This window comes from Alkalinema sp. FACHB-956 (genome assembly GCF_014697025.1).
In the GTDB taxonomy this organism is placed as follows: Bacteria; Cyanobacteriota; Cyanobacteriia; order Leptolyngbyales; family Leptolyngbyaceae; genus Alkalinema.
The window spans coordinates 1-22538 of record NZ_JACJRC010000049.1 but is presented as its reverse complement, the minus strand read 5'-3'; the positions used below and the strand labels follow the sequence as shown (position 1 = coordinate 22538).

The following is a 22538-nucleotide window of genomic DNA, read 5'->3' as shown; positions in this document are numbered from 1 at the left end:
GAGCTGGATGGGTTGAAGCGCAGGTTTACTCACAGATTCAATCTCTAGTCCCTAATAGAATGCTAAATTAACTGCTTTTTCTGGATTCTTGTAAAAACTCTCTATTTTTTTAAGCCTGAGTAGTTACAAAATGGAATGATGTATTGATTCAAGGTTCCTCGTTATTCTGCAACCAGGAGCCTTTGATTTTGATTCAGCACTTAATTTTGATTCAGACTTTGTAGTCTACTTGCTTGAGTTTTGTGAAGAGCTATGCGATTCTGATTACATGATCCTGAGAACAAAACTTTGCTAATGCCCCCCTACCGTGACTTAACCTAGCTGCTATTTCTGAATAGGGGAAATTTCTAGGAAATAGCTAGGTGATTGTGATTGAGTTAGAGCCCTGATAACTCCTAAAGTTTTGAATTTCAGACGAATTTAAAAAGAGGATTACAATGGGATCAAGATTGGGTTATAGAAATTATCAAACAGAACAAAGTTTGACCCGTATTCGTCTACAATTGCAAATTCCTAGACGATATATTGATGAGCCAATTCTTTCTAACTTAATTTCTTGTTATGGCCTAACGGTGAATATTAGCCGTGCTTTTTTGCCTCACAACACAAATTATATGGGTTTCTTTGATCTTGAAATCCAGGGAACTCTCCAGCAGCTTTCTCAGGGGCTAGCCTACTTAGATTCGCTAAAACTCAAAGTGATTAGTAAGCCTAACCTAGATGGTGACGGCTGGGATTACTAAAAAATCCCCTGGTATTGACGGGGATTGAATCGATCAAAATTGAGGAGACATATATTTAGGTATCAGTGTTTTACAGGGTCTAGATTGCCATGATTTTCTAGATTGCCATGATTTTGCTGGCATCTAGCTCTAAGTGTAAAAGTACTCTAAGTGTAAAAGTACTCTAAGTGTAAAAGTACTCTAAATTTCGTAATGCCAGAATCTTTCTTCTTCTCGGAAGATAAATTGACTAATCGATCGACGCTCAATGATCCCCTGTTCTTGAAACTGTTTCATCAACCGGGTAATCGTGACTCGTGTTGTTCCCAAGCTATCTGCAATATCTTGGTGGGTTAGGCGAAGATCAATTAATTGGCCAGTTTCAACATGGCGACCAAACTTTTTAGATAGCAATTCAAAAAAGTGATACAGCATCGCATCAACTCGGCGATGTCCCCGTACCACAGCCATCTCTTCGGACTGTTGTGTATAGAGAAATAAAAGATTAATTAATTGTTGGGGATCAACATCTAATGGGTACATTGTCGCTTCTAATCGTGTGAGGCACTCGATTTGATACGGTGTAATCCGCGACAGGGCTTGTCCCACAATATCCCCCGGCCCCCAAATGCCCAAAGTGACGACGGTACCATCTTCTAACCACGTCATGGTTCTAGCTGCTCCCGATTGGATCTGCCACAAATACCCCGATCCTAAAGGTAGTAATGCACGGGCTGGAAATTCGCGCAATGGCTGGAACTGCTTATAGGGATTGGAAATAATCGCGGGATTTGTGCTGGGTTGCAGCGAAGAGGGCTGCTCATTGTTGAACTGATTCACGGCAGGTTGCGGCAAAGCCGATGGTGTTGAAGACTGTAGGCTGAACAAAGCAGGATTGAAAATTACCGAATGAAGTGCTAAGGATTTATTAAACCACGGTTTCCCGATTGGCTTGCCGTAGTATACTTCACTATATCGTAACTGTCTTCAAAAAAACACATGGGTATCTCAATTCATAATGTTTCGAAGTCCTTTGGGTCTTTTCATGCGATCGATCAGGTGTCCCTAGAATGCCAAACGGGGAAATTAGTGGCTCTCCTGGGGCCTTCGGGCTCTGGGAAATCTACGCTTTTGCGGATTATTGCTGGATTGGAGCAGCCAGATGAGGGCAGCGTCTATCTGATTGGGCGAGATGCCACCTACCGTCCTGTGCAAGAACGCCAAATTGGTTTTGTGTTTCAGCACTACGCGTTGTTTAAACACCGTACGGTTCGACAAAACATTGCGTTTGCCTTAGAACTGCGCAAGGTCACTAAACAGCGGATTGCTAATCGAGTAGATGAACTGATTGATCTGGTTCAACTTCAAGGCATGGGCGATCGCTATCCCTCCCAACTCTCAGGAGGCCAACGCCAGCGGGTTGCTTTGGCCCGTGCCCTTGCGGTGGAACCCCAGGTGTTGCTCTTGGATGAACCGTTTGGTGCGTTGGATGCTAAGGTGCGGAAGGATTTGCGCGCTTGGTTGCGTAAACTACACCACGATGTGAATGTAACGACGGTTTTTGTGACCCATGATCAGGAAGAGGCGATGGAAGTTGCTGACGAGATCGTGGTCATGAACCGGGGTCGAGTGGAGCAAGTTGGAACCCCGAGTGAAATTTATGATAAACCAGCAACGCCCTTTGTTATGAGCTTTATTGGGCCAGTCAACATCTTGCCGGGAAGTTCGGGTGTGGTTGCTAGTGGTAATCGTAGTCGTATCCAATCTAGCGATCGCGTCTTCCTACGTCCCCATGATGTGGCAATCTACCATGAGCCAATTGATCATGCTGTCCCAGCTAACATTCATCGTATTATTCATCTCGGTCGAGAAATTCAGGTGGAATTGTCCCTTGTGTCCGGTGAGCCGATGGATGTTTATTTGAGCCGACAGGATTTCGATCGCCTAAATCTCATCCCACAACAGCGGGTTTACATTCAACCCAAACAGGTGAAGGTCTTTAGTGAATATGATTTAGTGGGAGCCAGCACCTAAATTCCATGGGCTGATTGGTGAAGGTAGAGCAATTCCTGCATTCCAATAGGCTGATTTCTGGCTAGCATCAACGATCGAGCAGACCACTAGCCATTTTAAGCATGACTCAGCGGGACTGACTGAGCTTGATTGGTTATGATAATTTCCAGAATGTTAATCCAGTTAAATTCTGTGCATTTCAGGCCCCAGTAGCTTCCCTGTGCATCTTTCCCGTGCATCTTCATTGTTATTCTTAATCAGTAGTTGTGATGTGAATAACTTGGATTGATGAATTTTTCTTGGATTAATGCGTTGTAATCTAAATGTTCCCTCAAGTCCTGCCATGAATCATGATTGAGTTTCCCTGAACCCCGTTTCACCAGGATCTAGATGATCTAGTAAATTTTTCTTTGGTAGAAATTACTGCGAAAAGCCCCTAAGCAAGTCGTTTAGGGGCTTTTCAGTATTTGTCATGGAAGCTGTTTTTTGGAAGAGGTCTTTGTTTTTGGCAGATCATTTTCTGGTACCTCTACCAGGATAAAGGACATTTTCAATTTTATTTTTCTATTCCCCAGTAAATCGGTCGGGATTGTGTGTGTTCAAGAGAATTATGTTAAAGTACGGTAAATCTATCGAGATACCGTACTTAAGTTTCTTTTCCTTAACAAGAAATTATGCTTGAATCGGATAACCTAACCCAATCTTCCCCGTCTCAATTGCCGGATACGTCAGCCTCTTCTCAATCTCCTCAATCACGTCCTATGGTGAACCGTTTGCGATCGCTGAATCTATTTCGATCGTTGCCTGAAGATTCAGGAATCTCTGCTGCCCGTGGTGGAACAATCTGGAAGCGACTTTTGGGTGGCGGTCTAGTTGTGATTGGCTACTTGCTTTCTCCCCTATGCTGGTGGAATGATTTAATTTTTAATTTGCCGGTTGCCTATGGAATTGGCTATCTATGTAGTCTGGTCTCTCAGGATTGGCTGCTTCCAGGGGCGATCGTGGGCTACTGGCTCTCCAACGTAGTAGGCATTTTGCTGATGCAGGCAGGCGTATTTGAAATTGCCCATAACGGCACTCAGGAACGCAACTTTAAAAAGGATTTACTCAGCGGGTTATTGACATCAACCCTTTATACAGCAGCAATCTTGGTGTTTCTACAATTGGGAATTCTAGACTCTCCACTGTCGAGTGAGACATTGGCTGAACTAAGTGGTCAAGTCATGAAAAACTTGAACTCATTTTTCCCGATCGGTTCCTAGTACACCTTAAATCAATTGTTGCAAGATAATGGATCCTGTATTACTCGTTCCAATCAGTTTTTGTATTGGTATCATTGTGGGCTTAACAGGAATTGGGGGGGCTTCCCTGATTACTCCAATGTTGATTTTTCTATTTCAAGTTCCTCCCTCGGTTGCAGTCAGTTCTGATGTGGTAGCTGCTACTTTAATGAAAATTGTTGGAGGGATAAAGCATTGGCGACAGCAAACCTTGGATTTGCAGGTGGTCAAATGGCTGGCCTTGGGAAGTGTGCCGGGTTCCCTCGGGGGAGTGGCGCTGCTGCACCAGTTCAGGGGGATTGAAGGGCTTGATACCGAGGCGGTACTGCTGCGGTTCATTGGCATGGCGATTTTGATGGTGACGATCGTGTCCCTAATTCAGCTGATGTTGCTAACCTTTGCGCCAGAATTTCAACTTCCGGATCTGCCTAAAATTGACTTATCAACAGAATATGGCAAAGCATTTAGCGTTCTAATAGGTGCATTATTAGGTTGTATTGTTGGACTCACTAGCGTTTCATCCGGAGCAATGTTTGCCTTGGTTCTAGTGATGTTTTTCCGATTAGATGCCCGAAAGTTAGTCGGAACGGATCTGGCCCAAGCTGCCATTCTGCTGACGTTTACGTCCCTAGGTCACTTGAGCTTAGGAACGGTTCAGTGGGGGATTGTGATTCCCATTTGGATTGGGTCGGTGCCTGGGGCTTTACTGGGGGCAAAACTCTGTCAATTAGCGCCTCAAAAACCGCTCCGATTTGCAGTTTACTTGCTCCTAGTTGCAGTCAGTTGGAAACTTGCCTATGCTGCTTAAAGCGTGGATGATACAGCAATTACAGAATTGCTGGTTGCATATCGTTCTCTTTGCCCAAACGCGAGTTTCTTTAAAGCGAGTTTCTTTCTCGGGTCTGCCATTGCCTCGGAAGTTGATGCTGTGGCTCAGGTATGGGGTGTATGTGCCGCTGCAATGTTTCATCCTACTGGCCATCGGGACTCAGTTCTATCCAGATAAATTTGCCTGGGAAAAAGAGTTCCTTTGGCAAGTTCATCGTATGGCGAATCCTAGGTTAGATGCCTGGGTGCAATTTTTGACGGATTTGGGTGTCTATACCGGCGTAGTTCCGGCTTCTTTGTTGGTGGGTGGGTGGCTGTTAGCTCGACGGCACTGGCGATCGCTGGGCTATTGGGGTTTAACCCTGGTTGGCAATATTGCAATTAATCGTACAGCCAAGTTTCTGTTTCATCGCGAGCGCCCCCAGCTATGGCCAAACGCCCATTTTCACTACGATTTCTCATTTCCTAGCGGCCATGCCATGTCCAGTATGACGTTTATTCTAGCGTTAATTATTCTGTTGTTAGGAAGTCGCTGGGCTGTCTGGGTGATGCTATCCGGTGCAGCCTTTGTCCTGATGATTGCATGGACACGGATTTATTTAGGTGTGCATTATCCGAGTGATATCTTTGCAGGTTGGATGTTATCGACTGCATGGGCGATCGGAACCAGTTTGCTGGTACTACCCCATAAACTCTTGGGGGATTACTTTGGAACTGTAACGGGTTCCGAGTCAACCGGTTCTGATTCAATAGAGTCTAACTTGACCTGTTCTGATTGATCCCATAACGCGAAGGGCTGTTGACCCCAATGGGTTGCCATGGCGACGATCCAAGGCAACGAAAGATTAATTGTGAGTAAACGCACTAAATGACTAGCGGTGACTACTTCAACATCATGGTGCATGGATAAGGCGATCCAAATCATTTCGGGGGATCCTCCCGGCGCAGCGACTAGTAAGCAGGTCAACCAGTCCCATGGGGTGAGGAGTTTTGCGAGGAGGGCGGTGAGCAATCCCGCGATGAAAATTAACCCGACGGGAATGAACGATCGCATCAAACGACTGCGCTCAAATTTTGGACTCAGCCCCCAATACTCACCCATGGTCATGCCTAAGAGAATCTGTCCAAGGATATTCACCATTCCAGGCATTTGGAAATGAATAGGTAATGCCTGGGCCAACAGAGACCAGGCAATTCCGACGCCTATTGAGGCCAGAAAGGCTGCGACGGGTAGCTGGATTTGGGTACACAACTGTACGGTGATGACGGCCAGAATGATGACGATCGCAGAAAAGCCCCAGTCCTGAAGGTGTCCATGGAACAAATCGGTTAGCGTTGTTTGAAGAATGGACAAGCTATTGGAATCGGTATGGAGGTAACTATTCGCGATCGCAGGAACGATGGTAATAATCGCGGTAAAGCGTAGCAATTGTACTAGTGAGACCAGTGCTGCATGCTGACTATAGTCGCCTGCGATGCTAGCCATGACTCCAATATTGCCAGGGGTGGTAGAGAGGACACCCGTTAGTAGATCGGTTTTCTCAAGGGAGGCATAGAGTGCACCCACCAATCCACTACACAGGAGTAAACATAAAGCCAAACCGAGAAATAACACCAGTTGCGGCGCTAAATTGGCAAGGTACGTGTTTTGGAGAGATAGCCCGATCGACAGTCCAATCAAGATTTGGCCAAACTTACGTGCATTGCGATTGGGCTTGAGATCCGTTGCTCCAGTGTTCAGCCAGATCCCATAGACCATGGCTCCGGCGGCAATCCCCCCTAAAATCCACGCTCCACTGCCTAATCCGATTGCTAATAAACCAACACCACCCAGTGCTGCAATCAATAATTCTGCGGCAACAACGCCCCAACGAGTCAATCCGACCAAAACGGGCTGAGACTTACAGTCGGTGCTCTCCATCATCAGTGCCTTCCTCGTTTAGTAGAGCAGCTCGCTTGGATAGTTAAGTTATACCAATACTGATTGCTTAATGCTACAGATCCAACCGTCTTTTCTGATTCATGGAAAGCAATCTATCCAGCCAATTTTTGCAAAGTCCTTCTGATTAAAGGGACTTGTCTTGCGATAATCCATCGATTGAGTATTCCAGAGCTAAGGCAACAAATCCTCATCCCCAATGGAGCATTCCACAGGAACGCGCTTGGAAAAGCCCCAACTGAATAAAATTGCGATCACAGGTACAACAACCCACTCCGGCGGCACATAGGCTGGCAGGATGGCCTTACACAGCAGCTTGATACCCACACCGACGATCGTTAAATAGGCTGCATCCTGTAGATAGGTAAATTCGGATAGCCATCGCACAAATAATCCAGCCAAAAAACGGAGCGTAATGATCCCGATCGCGCCTCCCGCGAGAATAATCCAAGTTTGATCGGCGATCGCCACAGCTGTGGTTACACTGTCTAGACTAAAGGCTAAGTCGGTCAAGGCAATGAGGGGAATGATTTGCCATAGGGTATTGGGCGGACGGTGGGAATTGGCCTCTGATGGGGGGAATGCATCGATTTCCCATCGTTCCCAGAAGTATTTCCCAGCCAACCACAACAGATACAATGCGCCGATTAACTCAATTTGCCAAAACCGAATGACCCAAGTGGCTGCAATAATTAACCCTATCCGGAGGCCAAAGGCTCCCGCTAATCCCCAATTGAGGGCCTGTCTTTGATGGTCTTCATCCTCCATGTGTTGAACCAGGGCTGCAAGGGCTACGGCGTTGTCTGCCGATAGGATGGTTTCTAAAAGGGTCAGTACGAGGATCAGACCGATGGCGGGGAGTATGCCTTGGTTGAGGGTGTCGTGGTTGAGTAGGCTTTGGTGACTGAATACTGGCAGTCCCTGCTCTAGTCCCATGGTGATGTCTCTTCTATTCAATAACAAGGGCACTAAACGTTGTGGGAACGGTAAAGACGTAGTAGATTACCCCCGTTCCTAACAAAAGAATCGCGATGCTGGATAGAATGACCCAGCGATCGGGGGGTTCATAGGTATCTTCTTCAATGTCATCACGGACTGCAAAATAGTGCTGTGTGGAGAGCAGAACGGTTAATAGTCCCACAATGGCGAACGCAAGACCCAACTTCCATCCCCCACCGGGCGCTTGGGGAGCCATGGGTGGGCGTAACATGCGCATTCTCACAATCAGAACCCCAAATCCCATCAGCGCGATCGCGCTGCGCATCCAAGATAGATAGGTTCTTTCATTCGCCAGATGATCTCGAATCCGGTTGAGATTCCGCTTCTTGGCAATTTCTGCATCTCCACTCATTGACTGCGCTACTTTAGATTTGAACAGAGAGACCATGGGAACATTCCTTCGCAATGCTGATTCAATTAAAGCCGGTCTGTAACCTAGAAACACGGACGATCGGAAAAAATACGATCGACTAAACAAGTTAACTTAGACTCAATCAACGACTCAATCAACGACTCAATCAATGACTCAATCAACTTGTGATTGCACTACATAACGATCCCCCTAATTCCCCCTTATTAAAGGGGAATTCAGTTGATCTGTGCCCTAATCCGATCCCCCTTGGCTCCTGTGCGATATTCCGGCTAACGGTAGACCAAAGGGGGATGGATGGTCATGTATGGGGCAATAGATGGGGCAATAGATGGGCCAATTCATGCGCCAATTCATGTGCCAATTCATGCGCCAATGGATGGTTACTAGTCAACAGGGGCATTAGGAATTTGGGCATCAATCTCCGCTTGAGAGAGATTAGATCCCTCAACGCCTGCCTCGCTTGCATTCGTGACGGACAGGGTCGGCACATTGAGTTCGATCGCAGTGGTTGTGGGGTTGACGCTGGCAATTAACTGAGTCCCTGGTAAGACTTTCAAGACGATCGCTTCCGTTAAATCTTGGATCTCGTTGGGCGCGAGTGAGAGTTTGGTTCCACCGGGTAAGAGGACACTGGTACAAGCCCAATCGTCATCTAGCGCCTGACCATCGGCCAGAAAATACAGCGTGCTAGGGGCGATCGCGGGTGCTTTCTTGGATTTTGCATAAATCGCTAGCGTTTTGCCCGTTTGGTTGCGGCATTGGGCACGGTTATCAGCCGTTTCTAACAGGTACTTCTGCCAGCGGAGATTCGTGATCTTCTGTTGCAGTTGAACAGCGTCTAATCCCGATTGATCGGGAGTTTGCAGGAGTGTTTCTAGGGTCTGGGTGATGTCTTGATATTCCGGAGTCCGAGTGAACTTGCCTAGGTCTGCAAAGGCGGGTTGGGTAAACACCCAACTCAGCATCAAGACATGGGCGATCCCAACCATCACTCTCGTTACCATCTTTTTCAGGGCGATCGGGTTTAGGAAAATCGAGTTGAGCGTGATTTGGTTCAATGCCATTTTCCACAATTTCATGGGGTAACTCCTATTGCAAATGATGGATTCAGGTGGGTGGCTTCCAACGAACCTCGAGTGAAAAGCGATGTTTGGTTATACCCAAATCTGTATTTCACGATTTCTTTCATGATTTATTTCACTAAGAGCGTGTAGGTCTTGCTTTCCACGAGGATGAATAAGCCGAGGCTGATCAGGACAAAGGGAACAATGCGATGGCCGTAACGAGTGAGGGTATTCACAATCAGCCGATGCTGGGTCAGGTAGTAGGATAGGGCACACCAAACTCCAATGAGGACAAAAAAGCTGATGAGAATAATGCTTAAGCTGGGCAAATTGCTATTGGCAAATAGGGGAACGTAAATTCCAATGTTGTCTCCACCATTTGCGATCGTGATAGCGGCCACTTGATACGTATAGGGACTGAGGAATGCGGTGAAATAGTTGCGATTGTTGGCAGGGCGGGCGGGGGAAAGATTCACCTGTTGTACGGTGGGTTCCGAGCCGTTGCTCTGGAGGAGATGGTTGATCCCAATGGCGATCGGCAGGAGGCCGAGTAAGCCGAGCCAAGGACGCGGGAGGAACACACCGCCAAAAAAGCCGGGTAAACTCGCCAAAATGAGAACCAAAAATCCTAAAAACTGTCCTAGAACAATGTGCCGGATCCGAAACTTGCCATCGACCTGGGAAAAGAAAATGGTCAAAATTACCAAGTCATCGAAGTTAGTTGCAACAAATGCGGTGATTCCAGTGGTAATTGCTTGAGTAATCCAGATCGAGGACATTGTTGAGGACATAGACCTTTACCCTTCTTGGCTGTCGGGGAGAATGCTCGCAAGCTTACCACTGTTGTGGAGTAGCATCAGCATGATTAATCCACCCAGTGTTAACGCTAAAGTTGCTAATCCTCGATTTTCGAGGGTATGGCTATCCACTAGGATCAGCCCTCCTAATCCCATGAGAACAAAGGGCACTAACTGATTGCCATAGCGGGTTAAGACCTCTGCAATCATTGGAATACAGGTCAATCGCCAAGCGGTGTAGCACCAAACGCCGACCAACGAAAAGAAGACTCCTAAAATTCCAATGAGTTCTTCTGCACTGCTGTGGGCAAACAAAGGAATGTAAATACCAATGTTATCCCCTCCATTGGCAAATGTGACGGCTGCTACACTGTAGGTTTGAGGCGATAGGAGTCCAGCGAACCAAGGGGGATTCTCGCTGAAATCTAGGGGGACTTCTTCGCTGTCGTTGGTATCTGCATTGAGTAACCGACTGATCCCGATCGCGATGGGTACCAGGCCCAACAGTCCAATCCAATCGCGCGGTAACAGCACACTCCCAAAGAATCCGGGTAAGCTGGCCAGCACTAATACTGCAAACCCTAGGTATTGCCCGGTCACAATGTGTTGTCGGCGGAAAAATTGGTTAATCTGGGAAAAAAACAAGAGCAGGATAATGATGTCATCTAAATTGGTGGCGATGAATGCCATCAGCCCTGTGGGAATTGCCGTGATCAATCCATTCATTTCACTCCTCCTAAAATTTAACGAAGATGATGGGTCTCTTGGATAATGGCCATGCCTCGTTCCATGGTTCTCAGAATGTGAGGCGAGCGCATCCGTTGCCAAACAAACCAGCCGCAGGTTGCACTGAGGTACAGTAAAAATAGGTAGGGAAAGATGCTGTAGGGCGCTTCTGGCACGGGGAACCAGGTACTTCCCGGAATACCGACGCTACCAATGACAGGAATCATCATGAAGCCGATCGCGAATAGTGAAACGACTAAGTGGTGGGGCTGCAATTGCTTAATTTTTTTCAAATAGACGGGTGCGGCAATGGAAATAAGAATGTAAACGGTGAGAAATCCGTAGCTACAGATGGCACCGAGGTAACCCATACTCTCAAAGAGCTTGATGTTAAATAACATCATGATGGCAGGCACTAGGAACATCAAGAACGAGCAAATACTAACAGCGACATGGGGAGTCCGGTTAGCACTATGGGCTCGTCCGATCGATGCGTGAAATAATCCATGACGTGCCATCGTGAAAAAGATGCGGGCAGCGGGGTTAATGCTGCCTAAAACACAGGCGAAGAAACTACATAAAGCGCCTAGTGCTACCAGATCTCCCAGGAAGCCCACGCCTGCTTGTTGAGATAAAAGCGTCAAAGGTTCTTCTGCTTTGGTAATATCAATGCCAGCACTATGAAATCCGAGGATCTCGATGTAGCTGGTAAAGATGAAGAAGAGTCCTGCCATAAGGGCACTACCCAGTACAGCTTTCGGAATGGTACGCAGCGGGTTTTTGGCTTCATCTCCCAGGGATGTTGCACTCTCAAAGCCTGAAAAGCCAAACATGACTAGCACAAGCCCCATGGCAATACTGCCGGGAGTGACGCCCTGTAGGGTTAATTGACGGAGATCCACTGCAAAGCCGTTGTTTGCCCAGATAATGATCCCCAGAATCAAGATCAGGAGTATCGATAATCCTTCAAGCCACAGCATTGCCATCGCAGAAAGTTGAATATCGCGATAAGCTGCATACCAGGCAATGGCAGCCCCGATCGCAAGTAAGGTGATGCTGGAAGGATACAGACCTAGATGGGCAAAGATAGCGCTACTGAAGTTGGCAAATCCACATAAAACGGACATGCCCGTAAATAGGTACGCTAGGACAAGGCTCCACCCACAAATCACCCCAGCCGTTGGCCCTAAACCTTTGACAATGTAGGTGTATAAAGACCCTGGAGAGGCCGATCGACTGGCGAACTGATTAATATTGAAGCTGACCAACATCAAGCCAATTAAGCCCAGTAAAAAGCTAAGCCAGGTGCCGTTCCCAGCTAAGGCAACAATTAACCCTAAGTTAGATGCTGGGATGGTGGTGGGTGCAATGACCGCAAAGGATTGCGCTAGTACTTCGCTAAAGGAAAGACAATTTGGCTTCAAACCGTGGGTGCTGTGTCCCCCTTGAGAGAGCCTGATTTCACTGGTCATAGTGACGTTTCAACGACCTCGTATAGAAAGAACTGAGAACAGAACACCGAAGGATTTCAAAAATTAATCACGATCGCGAGAATTGGGGTGAGTCTGCTAGGGAAATCCATGGCAATGGCTTCCTACTGAAAACTGTATTGCTAGGCTACTCATAGAAGCAAATATTCTTATTTGTCATAACAATAAGTTGAATTTATGAAAGTAGCTAAAAGCTTGGATTAGCCAGGGTTTCTTGGGTGATTCTACGGGGACTTTTTCCTGGATTGAGGGGCTCTGTTATCAAGAAATATAGAGTTTTACTGACTTTATTACTAACTTTTGTAAAATAGTTAATGTATAGCTAGCACTCTCCAATCGGTTGAATCGCGCAATGGGCAAGCAACTTGAGGATCCCCAGAAAACTTTGATTCGTCGCAGTCCTCAGGATTGGCTGGTGGCAAGCAAGGTTTTTTTCCTGCTTTTTCTGCTGGCCTTGTTTGCTTGCTTCTGTGTCATTATTAACGCGGGTGAACGAGGGGTGGTGATGAGATTTGGTGCGGTACAGCCAGAAATTTTTGATGAAGGAATTCATTTTATTGTTCCTCTCATCTATTCTGTTAGAAAAATTACAGTTCGTATCCAAAGTCAAGAAATTTCAGCGGAAGCCTCTTCCAAAGATTTGCAGGATGTTTATACCGATGTGGCACTAAACTGGCATATTATTCCAGAAAAAACTAATTTACTATTTCAGCAGATTGGGGATGAACAATCGGTGATTAATAACATCATCAATCCTGCGGTGGAAGAAGTGTTAAAAGCGGTGATGGCAATGTATACCGCTGAGGAAATAATTACCAAACGGGGCGAGGTCAAACAGAATGTCGATCGTAGTTTAACGGAACGGCTTTCTCCGTACTATGTGTCTGTCGATGATATTTCCTTGGTGCATGTCCACTTCTCACAACGGTTCAGTGATGCAGTGGAGGCCAAGCAGGTGGCTGAACAAGAGGCTAAGCGGGCGGAATTTGTAGCTTTGAAAGCGTCGAAGGAAGCGGAAGCAAAGGTGAATTTAGCTCGGGGTGACGCAGAAGCCCAACGGTTACTCCGCGAAAATCTGACGCCGGAATTACTGGAACGTCAAGCGATCGAAAAATGGAATGGCGAACTCCCCTTTATTGTGGGTGGCGATGGAACCAAGGTGTTAGATATTAAACAATTACTGGCAATCCGCAAAAACTCGTCAAAGTCTCCTTGATTTTTGTGATGAGTTGATTAATGTATTTCTAAACCAGTTACTAGATACGTTGTTAATTGATAATGCATAGATTTCATAATACAAAATAAAAACATACTATAACTGTTAATCGTTATAGTCGTAGATTTTGTTGATTTTTTATTCTAAATTGAATGATTAAAACTACCAGTATCGTGACGCATTTAATCATTCAAAATAAATATATTACTGCACCAATTACTGAATTAATATTTTCTCAAATGCTGTCAAAATTTTAGTTTGGTAGCGTTGACGATGTTTGATTTTAATGATTTTTTGAATGATAGAAAGTGGTTGAGAGAGCGTACTTTGATCTGAGACAACTTTAATTGCTCTTAGTGTGCCAAGTTTGAGTTCCTTACGAATCATGAGTTCTGGCATTGCTGAAGCTAAAATTCCACTCTCCACAACAGATTTGACCATTTCACTGCTGTTTAGAACTAACGCGACATTCAATCGATCGATGGCTATGTTCCAACGAACCAAAGCTTGTTCAAATAGTTGCTGTCCGCCGGAACCCGGCTCTCGCATGATCCAATGGGTTTGCAAAAGGTCATCAACCGTCACTTGACCGATCATAAACCAAGGATGATTTTGACCAACAACGATTTGCATGCGATCGAGCCCTACGGTTTCCTGCTGTAATTTCTCTTGTAGTGATGGTTTGAGATCTCCCGTCACCAAACCTAAATCAAATCGTCCTGCTGCCGTTCCTTCGCAAATTTCTTCGGCATTCGCTAGAACGCAGTGCACAGCAATACCGGGATGTCGCTGATTAAATAGACAAATCTTATCCGGAAGCCAATAGTTACCGATCGTCAAACTAGCCCCGAGATACAACTCTCCCCGCTGGAGGTTATTGAGTTCCCGCAGATTGCGCTCTAGTAATCTCACCTGTTCAAAGATGTTTTTAGCTTCACTTTGTAGGAGTCGTCCTGCATCTGTAATTTCAATGCGTCTTCCCAAGCGATGGAAGAGTTTAACTCGATACTCTCCTTCTAAACACTGAATGGCCGCACTTACAGCAGGCTGCGTGATGTACAGCGCTTCTGCCGCTCGTGTGAAATGCAAATGCTCCGCCACTGCCAAGAAAATTCGTAACTGCTCTAGTGTCATGGATCCAATAGCACGATATCGGCTTTACATTGCTGTAGGATATAATCTCCGGTTTCCCGATCAAGATATAGTAGATTTTTGTCGCTTTGGATAGTACCATGGTGAGCAAGGTGCTTGTCAAACTGACGCCCCTAAAATTGACTAGTAGGAGACCGATGCTGTGGATGAGCGCAAGCAAAGTGCTTTTGTTAATCGAAAAGAGTCTTCCCTACTCGTGCTATCAACTAAGGCTGAATATTCTCTGCTGGCTCTGATTGAACTGGCCGATCGATATTTGGTGGCTGAGCCGATTACGATGAATGAAATTGCCAAGAAGCAGCCGATTCCAGAGCGTTATCTGGAACAAATTTGTACGATTTTACGCCGAGGTGGACTGATTCAGAGTTTCCGAGGGGCTAAGGGTGGATACCTATTAGCTCGAGATCCTTGGCAAATTACGGTTCTAGAGGTTGTAGAACTGGTTGAAGGAGAGCGTCTTCAGCGAGATTCGGTAGAGGACTCGACGATCGAACGAGATTTAATCTATGAAGTTTGGAGAGAAGCGAAGCTCGTTGCTGAGGACATTCTGCGAAATGTCACACTTCAAGAATTATGGCAACGTCGTGATCAATATCGACAAGACTCTCCTATGTACTATATTTAGTGATATTTCGTTCTAGGGAGATGTCATCATTCTTACCAGGATCAGAGAACCCGTTATCAACAGGTTGGAAAATACGGGTTTATCTTACTCCAATTAGTAATAGAATTTTTCCCTACACCAGATAGAATAGCCCTTTCAGCCAGCGGTTTTACATTTTTTGTGAAGCTGCTGGCTGATTCAAGGTGATGGCTGCTGCTATTCCAGTTGTCAAGGTTGAGAGCATAGTAAAAATTTTTGTATCTATTGAACTTTGCAAATCTATGTTTTTGATGTAAGTCGTTGTTGAAGCAAGCCGACATCTATTTATTTTTTCATAAATTGTATATTGTTTTGCATTTTTCTTGTTGTTGCTGAGACAGCAGATGTTACTCAAAATAGGCTATCTAACAAGTTAATTAAGCAGCTTGTGAGGGCGTAGATTGACTGGCGTAGTCCTGATGCTAGATAATGCAACTCATCAGTTAGACTATCTAATAGTTCGTTGTTTGTTGAATAGTTGGACTAGGGGTTTGATCTTTTATGAGTAACCAACCAAAACAACTCAAGCTCGGCGCTTTTCTCATGAGTTCGGGACATCACTTAGCTGCTTGGCGGTACCCCGATGCACGGGCCGATGGGGGCTTGAGTTTTGACCATTTTCGCCAAATTGCTCAGACGGCGGAACGGGGTAAATTCGACATGATCTTTTTTGCGGATGGCGTTGCGGTTCGCGATCGCGATCGCGGCCCCGAAGTCTTAAGCCGCAGTGGTCATGTTGTCCATTTTGAGCCCTTAACGTTGCTATCGGCATTGGCTGTCGTGACCGATCGCATTGGTCTAGCGGCGACTGTATCAACTACCTACAACGAACCCTTTCACCTGGCCCGTAAATTTGCCTCTTTAGACTATCTCAGTGGTGGGCGAGCCGCCTGGAACTTAGTGACTTCCGCCACAACCGCCGAAGCCCGCAACTTCAGCCGAGAGAAACATATGGATCATGCTCCCCGGTATGAGCGTGCCCGTGAGTTTGTTGAAGTGGTGACGAAGCTGTGGGATAGCTGGGAAGATGATGCGTTTCTTCGGGATAAAGAGACCGGTCGGTATTTTGACCCAGAGAAATTACATGTTCCCAACCATAAAGGCGAACACTTTGCGGTCAAAGGCCCCTTAAATGTGGGTCGGCCCATTCAAGGGTATCCGGTTATTATCCAAGCAGGCTCCTCAGAAGATGGCAAAAATTTAGCCGCTCCAACCGCCGAGGTCATTTTTACAGCCCAGCAAACCCTGGCGGATGCTCAAGCGTTCTACGCAGATGTTAAAGGCCGCTTGGCGAAGTACGGTCGCCATCCCGATCAACTCAAAATTATGCCGGGAATTTTTCCGGTCATTGGAGCAACGGAGCAGGAAGCGCAGGAAAAATTTGCGGCGATTCAAGCCTTAATTCATCCCCAAGTGGGTTTAAGCTTGTTGGCTGGAATGCTCGGGGAGGTAGACTTGTCCCAATATCCGTTGGATGGGCCTCTTCCAGAAATTCCCCCGACGGAACTTCAACAAAGTCGTCAGCGGTTACTGATAGAACTGGCGCAACGGCAGAATTTAACCATTCGGCAATTGTACGAAGCGATCGCAGGGGCACGGGGCCATTGGCAAGTGGTGGGCACCCCCGAACAAATTGCTGACAAGTTAGAAGAATGGTTCCGTAACGGTGCAGCAGATGGATTTAACATCATGCCGCCCTACCTGCCGGGGGGATTGGAAGAATTTGTTGATCACGTAATTCCTGTCCTGCAACAACGGGGGCTATTCCGCACGGAATACGAAGGTCAGACCCTGCGGGAAAATCTGGGCCTAGAGCGTCCGACCAACCAGTTCATACCAGCCCAGCCAGCCCAGCGTGAACCAGAATTGGCAGGGACATCTGCCCACTGACAGGGAGTAACGAGATGACTGGAACATTAGTAGGTAAAGTTGCGATCGTCACAGGAGCCTCCGCTGGGATTGGCAAAGCAACGGCGATCGCCCTCTCCAGAGAAGGGGCCAAGGTGGCGATCGTTGCCCGTCGGGGCGATCGGTTAGACACGCTGGCCCAACAGATTACGGCAGCAGGGGGAGATGCCTTAGTGATTGTGGCGGATATCACCGACGACACAGCAATCCCAACGATTGTTGAGAAAACGAGAACCGCCTGGGGACAGATTGATATTCTGGTCAATAATGCGGGAATTGCCCTGACCGGTGAGATTGCCAATGCTGACCCTGCGGACTGGCGACGCATGATTGAGCTGAATTTACTGGCATTGATGAATCTGACCCATGGGGTGTTACCGATTTTCCAAGCTCAGGGCACAGGTCATATTGTAAATGTTTCCTCCGTGGCAGGGCGTACCGTTCGAGTGGGGATTGGTGGCTACAACGTGAGTAAATGGGGCGTCAATGCATTTTCTGAAGCGCTGCGGCTAGAAGTCTCGAAACACAATATTCGTGTGACGGTGATTGAGCCGGGTATGGTCAATACAGAAATTGATCAACACATTAGTGATGCTAATGCCAAACAACGGAGTCAAGAGCTGCGCAATTCAATTACGCCGCTAGAAAGTGAGGATATTGCCTCCGCGATCGTCTACGCGGTGACCCAACCCCCCCGCGTTAACGTCAACGAAATTCTGATTCGTCCGACAACCCAAACTTGGTAATGTTCCACGGCGAATGCCCTTGGAGCGATCGATAAGGAAGCCTGTATGACTCAAACAAAACAGTTAAAGTTGGGTGCATTCATGCGTCCCATCAGCATTCACACTGGTGCGTGGCGCTATCCAGGGGCTTTGCCGGATGCGAACTTTAACTTTCCCGCGATTCAACAACTCATCCAAAAATTGGAGCAGGGCAAGTTCGATGCATTTTTCATGGCCGATCACTTGGCATTGCTAAATATGCCGATCGATGCCCTCAAACGCAGTCATACAGTGACTTCCTTTGAACCCTTTACCCTGCTTTCAGCCCTTTCCACCGTGACTCATCACATTGGACTGATTGCGACGGCCTCTACGACCTACGACGAGCCGTTCCACATCGCTCGCCGCTTTGCATCCCTAGATCACATTAGTCGTGGGCGAGCGGGCTGGAACATTGTCACGACTGCCAATCCTGATGCTGCCCTCAACTTTGGTTTGGAAGAAGACCTCGATCATGACGAACGTTATGCGCGGGCACGGGAATTTTATGATGTGGTGACGGGCCTTTGGGATTCCTTTGCCGATGATGCTTTTGTCCGCGATGTGGATGCAGGGATTTATTTTGATCCAGAGAGGTTGCATGTTCTTGGGCATCAAGGCAAATATCTATCTGTGCGAGGCCCGTTAAATATTGCTAGACCTGTCCAGGGCCATCCCGTAATTGTGCAGGCGGGGGCCTCGAATGTAGGCCGACAACTTGCTGCCGAAACCGCTGAGGTCGTGTTTGCGCCTGCGAGTAATCTGGAAGCTGGGAAAGCCTTATTTGCGGATATCAAGGGACGCGCTCAGGCGATCGGTCGGGATCCCGATAGTATTAAAATTCTGCCCGGTGCTTTGGTCGTTGTAGGTGACACGGTGGAAGCCGCGATCGCCAAGCGGGCCCATTTGGATAGCTTGGTTCATTACGATAGTGGGATTGCCAGTTTGAATAGTGCCTTGGGCTATGACGTTTCGGGCTTTGACCCCGATGGGCCGCTGCCAACAATCCCCGAAACCAACGCTGGGAAAAGTTCCCGTGAACGAGTTATAACTCTTGCCCAACGGGAAAACCTCACCATGCGCCAATTGGCGCAACGAGTCGGCAGTTACGGCGGATTAGCCTTTGTGGGCACGCCCCAAACGATCGCCGATGAGATGGAACAATGGTTAACCGAAGAAGGCTCTGATGGCTTTAACATCATGTTTCCCTTCATCCCGGAAGGACTGAATGACTTTGTGGATCAAGTGGTGCCAGAACTTCAGCGGCGGGGAATTTTTCGCACGGAATACGAAGGCAAAACCCTGCGGGAAAATCTGGGACTAGCTCGCCCCGGCAACCAATTCTTCGGGACGACAAAGGCTGCTGTCGATTATGCATCTGTGTCCTAACGTTTCGCTAATACCAGGTTTCCATTGATGCTATTCAAATTGACCTTGATTAGATTGCGTTGGCTGATTCTCCCAATATTGGCATTAGCATTATGGGTAATGATCGGCATCGTGTCAGATAACGCGATCGCGCTACCCAACGTCTTCCCCACAGGCACAACCCTCTACGACCCAACCCAAGCCTACAACAGCTATGTGCTATTCAGCGCCCCAGACGGTAACACCCATCTGATCGATATGGACGGCAACGAAGTCCACCGCTGGGACAAATTTGGCTTCCCGCCGGAAATGCTCAATCCAGCCCAGACGGACGGTGAGAAGGGGCACATTTTGGTGCAACTCAAAAACGGAAATTCCCCCTTTGGCAACATCTTCGCCAATCAGGAAGTTGGTGAACTGGATTGGGACAGTCATGTTGTTTGGCGTTGGGGAACCCAGGCTCCCGGTGGCAAAGCCCGCCAAAATCACGATATCAGTCGCTTACCGAATGGCAATACCTTGCTGCTGACCACGATCGATCATCCAGTGGCGGGGGTGAGTGAGCAAGCAATCGGTGATCAACGCATTATTGAAGTGACGAAAGAGGGGCAAGTAGTTTGGAGTTGGACAGTTGGAGATCACATTGATGAGTTTGGCATTTCGACCTCAGGTCGTGAAATCCTGCGCCAAATCTACGATGACGGTGGCAAGGGATTTGGCTTTTTGACCATTAATGACATGGAACCGATCGGCCCCAATCGTTGGTTTGATGCAGGCGACTCTCGGTTTGCGCCAGATAATCTTGTGATTGACTCGCGTGAAGCCAGTTTTATCGCCATCATCGACAAGCAAACGGGCAAAATTGTTTGGCGGCTTGGGCCAGATTATGGGCTAGACGATGCGATCGATAATCCCAAAGCCCCAGGGCTAGGAACCGTGACCAATAACGCGCTCCGACCAACCCTCAGTCTCAAAACTCCGCGCCCAGTGGATCAAACCAGTGGCCAGCACGATGCCCATATTATTCCGGAAGGTTTGCCCGGTGCGGGTAATCTATTAGTGTTCGATAATGAAGGGCCCTCGGGATTTCCGCCCACGCGACTCAGTGCCCAATTGGGATCGCGGGTTTTGGAAATTAATCCCACAACGAATACGATCGTTTGGCAATATACTGGCATTGATTCGGATCAGCCGATTTGGGGATTTTATAGTTCGTTTATTTCCAGTGCCCGCCGCTTACCCAATGGCAATACTTTGATTGACGAAGGCATGAATGGGCGTTTATTTCAGGTGACACCCTCCGGTGAGATTGTTTGGGAATATATCAATCCCTACTACAGTCGCCAGCAGCTAGGGCTCGATCGCACGGTCTCTACCAATTGGGTTTATCGGGCACAGCCAATTCCCTACAACTGGGTACCCGATGGCACGCCCCACGCTGAAGTTGCTATTCGACCGCCCAAAAATTCGGAATTTCGTGTGACACCACGAACTTGATACGATCGTGACATCGTTTCTCCTGAGAAATTTAGCCATGGGTAATGGGAGCGGATATGAAGATGCCAGCAATGCAGTCCAAGCGCTTAATGACGAAATTACAGGGTTTCATGCCCACGTCTACTATGACACAGCGACTCGTGGGGCAGCGGAACGGGTACGACAGGGGTTGGGCGATCGCTTTGCAGTGCAATTGGGACGCTGGCATGACCAATTGGTTGGCCCTCACACGCAATGGATGTATCAGGTTGCTTTCCAGCCCGATCAATTTGGTTCCCTTGTGCCTTGGCTGATGCTGCACCGAGAGGGTTTAGATATTCTCATTCATCCCAACACGAGTGATCCCGTCGCCGATCATACTGACCATGCCCTGTGGCTGGGAAACAAGCTGGCAGTCAATGTGGAACCCCTACGATCAATGCGTCTCCCATGATGGCGATCGATTCTTGTAACCAATCAGTACAGCGATGACCTTTCTTCAGATCCTGATTCTAACTGCGATTTTTCTGGCTGCTAGTATTATTAGTGTCATTTCCGGTAGCACCTCTTTGATTACTGTCCCAGTGATGCTGGCATTTGGGATTGAGCCCCATGTTGCTATTGCTACGAATATGTTGGGACTGACGGTCATGAGCTTTGGTGCTACATTACCTTTTGTCGGTAAAGGAATTATTGATACACAACGTTTGCCATTGCTGATAACATTAACCTTAATCAGCTCAGTCTTGGGGGCATTGCTTGTCCTGATTGTTCCCTCCCGATCGATGCCGCTGATTATTTCGATCGCGATGATTGCGGTTGCAATATTTTCATCTCTTAAGAAAGAGGCTGGCCTTGTTCCAGCGGAAGGAAAGCCGCCAAGAATGGCAGAGCTTTTAGGCTATGTGGCTACCTTTATCCTAGGGATTTATGGCGGTTTTTTTAGCGGTGGCTATGTCACTTTGCTGACAGCAGCCTATGTCCTGCTCTTTCGGATGACATTTATTCAAGCGATCGCGACGACTAAACTGATCAACATTGTTTCTTCGTTGATCGCCACCGTGATTTTTGCCCACCAAGGAATCATTGATTATGGTTTGGGCCTGGTTCTGAGTTTTGCGATGTTTGTTGGGGGCGTGATCGGTGGTCAACTGTCTCTTCAGTTAAGTAACCTATGGTTGCAGCGAATTTACCTAACAGTAATTGCGATTTTGACAGTAATCACACTCCGTAATGCCCAACAACGGAATCAGTCAATGCATCCCCCTCACTGGGTCACTCCGTGGGTGTGAAAGCAAACATGATCTTCAATAAACTAGTTGTTAAGGAGACATTCCTATGACTACTCAACTCATCGATCCCAGCAGTTCTAACAATGATGTACTCACTCTCAAAACGGATGTCCTTGTGATTGGTGGTGGATTATCAGGAACTTGGGTGGCCTGGGGGGCAGCCTCTCAAGGGGCTAAGGTAATCCTGGTGGATAAAGGGTACTGTGGGACGAGTGGATCTTCTGCACCGGCGGGGAATGGCGTTTGGTATGTTCAGCCGGATTCCGAGTTGCGAGAACAAGCCATGGCCAGTCGGGAAGCCTTGGGGGGATTTCTGGCGAATCGACAGTGGATGCAACGGGTTCTCGATCAAACTTTTGAGGTAACTACTCAGGCTGAGGTTCAAGCGACACAGGATGTCCCGAGAACAATGCAACGAGAGCCTCTAAAAGATTGATATGCTGCTTGCGCAAGGTGGATAAATAGCCCCGAATACGACAGAACATGCG

22 protein-coding genes and 1 pseudogene are annotated in these 22538 nt (G+C 47.4%); 14 read left to right on the top strand and 9 right to left on the bottom strand.

Going from position 1 to position 22538, the window contains the following annotated elements:
* The first annotated feature begins 437 nt into the window (after window positions 1-437).
* Window positions 438-743, top strand: coding sequence for an NIL domain-containing protein (locus tag H6G21_RS24795; protein WP_190577219.1), 306 nt, complete (start codon window positions 438-440; stop codon window positions 741-743).
* Between the two features lie 180 nt (window positions 744-923).
* Here the strand turns inward: H6G21_RS24795 and H6G21_RS24790 are convergent, their stop codons facing one another.
* The gene (locus H6G21_RS24790) at window positions 924-1562 is read right to left on the bottom strand and encodes a Crp/Fnr family transcriptional regulator (protein ID WP_347278069.1); all 639 of its coding nucleotides are present in this window, start codon (window positions 1560-1562) and stop codon (window positions 924-926) included.
* A gap of 159 nt (window positions 1563-1721) precedes the next feature.
* On the opposite strand from H6G21_RS24790, the gene H6G21_RS24785 reads away from it, so the two are divergent.
* The 4 genes from H6G21_RS24785 (at window position 1722) to H6G21_RS24770 (ending at window position 5622) form a co-directional block, all read left to right on the top strand.
* A complete protein-coding gene (locus H6G21_RS24785) occupies window positions 1722-2756 on the top strand; it encodes a TOBE-like domain-containing protein (protein WP_190577217.1) in 1035 nt (344 codons plus the stop codon).
* Window positions 2757-3496: 740 nt separating this feature from the next.
* Window positions 3497-3997 carry a hypothetical protein gene (locus H6G21_RS24780; RefSeq protein ID WP_199307429.1) on the top strand — a complete coding sequence of 167 codons (501 nt, stop codon included), beginning with the start codon at window positions 3497-3499 and terminating at the stop codon, window positions 3995-3997.
* A 28-nt stretch (window positions 3998-4025) separates the two neighbouring features.
* Window positions 4026-4823, top strand: a complete 798-nt coding sequence (locus tag H6G21_RS24775; protein ID WP_190577215.1) for a sulfite exporter TauE/SafE family protein — start codon at window positions 4026-4028, stop codon at window positions 4821-4823.
* A complete protein-coding gene (locus H6G21_RS24770; RefSeq protein WP_190577213.1) occupies window positions 4813-5622 on the top strand; it encodes a phosphatase PAP2 family protein in 810 nt (269 codons plus the stop codon). The genes H6G21_RS24775 and H6G21_RS24770 overlap by 11 nt, the downstream gene beginning before the upstream one ends.
* Here H6G21_RS24770 and H6G21_RS24765 read toward each other — a convergent pair.
* From H6G21_RS24765 to H6G21_RS24735, 7 genes are all read right to left on the bottom strand, one after another.
* A complete protein-coding gene (locus H6G21_RS24765) occupies window positions 5547-6767 on the bottom strand; it encodes an AbrB family transcriptional regulator (protein ID WP_190577211.1) in 1221 nt (406 codons plus the stop codon). The genes H6G21_RS24770 and H6G21_RS24765 overlap by 76 nt on opposite strands.
* Before the next feature lie 189 nt (window positions 6768-6956).
* Complete coding sequence (locus tag H6G21_RS24760) at window positions 6957-7718, bottom strand: DUF475 domain-containing protein (protein WP_190577203.1); 762 nt, start codon at window positions 7716-7718, stop codon at window positions 6957-6959.
* A 13-nt stretch (window positions 7719-7731) separates the two neighbouring features.
* A complete protein-coding gene (locus H6G21_RS24755; RefSeq protein WP_190577201.1) occupies window positions 7732-8169 on the bottom strand; it encodes a DUF202 domain-containing protein in 438 nt (145 codons plus the stop codon).
* Window positions 8170-8537: 368 nt separating this feature from the next.
* The gene (locus H6G21_RS24750; RefSeq protein ID WP_190577199.1) at window positions 8538-9233 is read right to left on the bottom strand and encodes a hypothetical protein; all 696 of its coding nucleotides are present in this window, start codon (window positions 9231-9233) and stop codon (window positions 8538-8540) included.
* Between the two features lie 113 nt (window positions 9234-9346).
* Window positions 9347-10009, bottom strand: coding sequence for a cadmium resistance transporter (locus tag H6G21_RS24745; RefSeq protein ID WP_242042042.1), 663 nt, complete (start codon window positions 10007-10009; stop codon window positions 9347-9349).
* 6 nt (window positions 10010-10015) lie between these two features.
* Window positions 10016-10741 (bottom strand): cadmium resistance transporter, encoded by a 726-nt coding sequence (locus H6G21_RS24740; protein WP_190577197.1) that lies wholly within the window; start codon window positions 10739-10741, stop codon window positions 10016-10018.
* Window positions 10742-10758: 17 nt separating this feature from the next.
* Complete coding sequence (locus H6G21_RS24735) at window positions 10759-12213, bottom strand: APC family permease (protein WP_190577195.1); 1455 nt, start codon at window positions 12211-12213, stop codon at window positions 10759-10761.
* Between the two features lie 370 nt (window positions 12214-12583).
* On the opposite strand from H6G21_RS24735, the gene H6G21_RS24730 reads away from it, so the two are divergent.
* Window positions 12584-13447: a prohibitin family protein gene (locus tag H6G21_RS24730; RefSeq protein WP_190577192.1), complete on the top strand. Its 864-nt coding sequence runs from the start codon at window positions 12584-12586 to the stop codon at window positions 13445-13447.
* A 216-nt stretch (window positions 13448-13663) separates the two neighbouring features.
* On the opposite strand, the gene H6G21_RS24725 is transcribed toward H6G21_RS24730, so the two are convergent.
* Window positions 13664-14581 (bottom strand): LysR substrate-binding domain-containing protein, encoded by a 918-nt coding sequence (locus H6G21_RS24725; RefSeq protein WP_190577190.1) that lies wholly within the window; start codon window positions 14579-14581, stop codon window positions 13664-13666.
* Window positions 14582-14741: 160 nt separating this feature from the next.
* On the opposite strand from H6G21_RS24725, the gene H6G21_RS24720 reads away from it, so the two are divergent.
* The 8 genes and pseudogenes from H6G21_RS24720 to H6G21_RS24685 all read left to right on the top strand — a co-directional run.
* Entirely contained in the window at window positions 14742-15224 is a 483-nt protein-coding gene (locus H6G21_RS24720; RefSeq protein WP_190577188.1) for an Rrf2 family transcriptional regulator, read from the top strand.
* 519 nt (window positions 15225-15743) lie between these two features.
* Window positions 15744-17132, top strand: coding sequence for an LLM class flavin-dependent oxidoreductase (locus H6G21_RS24715; RefSeq protein WP_190577186.1), 1389 nt, complete (start codon window positions 15744-15746; stop codon window positions 17130-17132).
* 14 nt (window positions 17133-17146) lie between these two features.
* The gene (locus H6G21_RS24710; protein ID WP_190577184.1) at window positions 17147-17896 is read left to right on the top strand and encodes an SDR family NAD(P)-dependent oxidoreductase; all 750 of its coding nucleotides are present in this window, start codon (window positions 17147-17149) and stop codon (window positions 17894-17896) included.
* A 45-nt stretch (window positions 17897-17941) separates the two neighbouring features.
* Entirely contained in the window at window positions 17942-19303 is a 1362-nt protein-coding gene (locus tag H6G21_RS24705; protein WP_190577182.1) for an LLM class flavin-dependent oxidoreductase, read from the top strand.
* Between the two features lie 99 nt (window positions 19304-19402).
* Entirely contained in the window at window positions 19403-20779 is a 1377-nt protein-coding gene (locus H6G21_RS24700; RefSeq protein WP_190577180.1) for an aryl-sulfate sulfotransferase, read from the top strand.
* 37 nt (window positions 20780-20816) lie between these two features.
* Entirely contained in the window at window positions 20817-21212 is a 396-nt protein-coding gene (locus H6G21_RS24695; RefSeq protein WP_190577221.1) for a DOPA 4,5-dioxygenase family protein, read from the top strand.
* A 34-nt stretch (window positions 21213-21246) separates the two neighbouring features.
* Complete coding sequence (locus tag H6G21_RS24690) at window positions 21247-22050, top strand: sulfite exporter TauE/SafE family protein (RefSeq protein WP_190577178.1); 804 nt, start codon at window positions 21247-21249, stop codon at window positions 22048-22050.
* Between the two features lie 46 nt (window positions 22051-22096).
* Window positions 22097-22408: pseudogene (locus H6G21_RS24685) on the top strand (FAD-binding protein); the annotation flags it as partial.
* Between the last annotated feature and the right edge of the window lie 130 nt (window positions 22409-22538).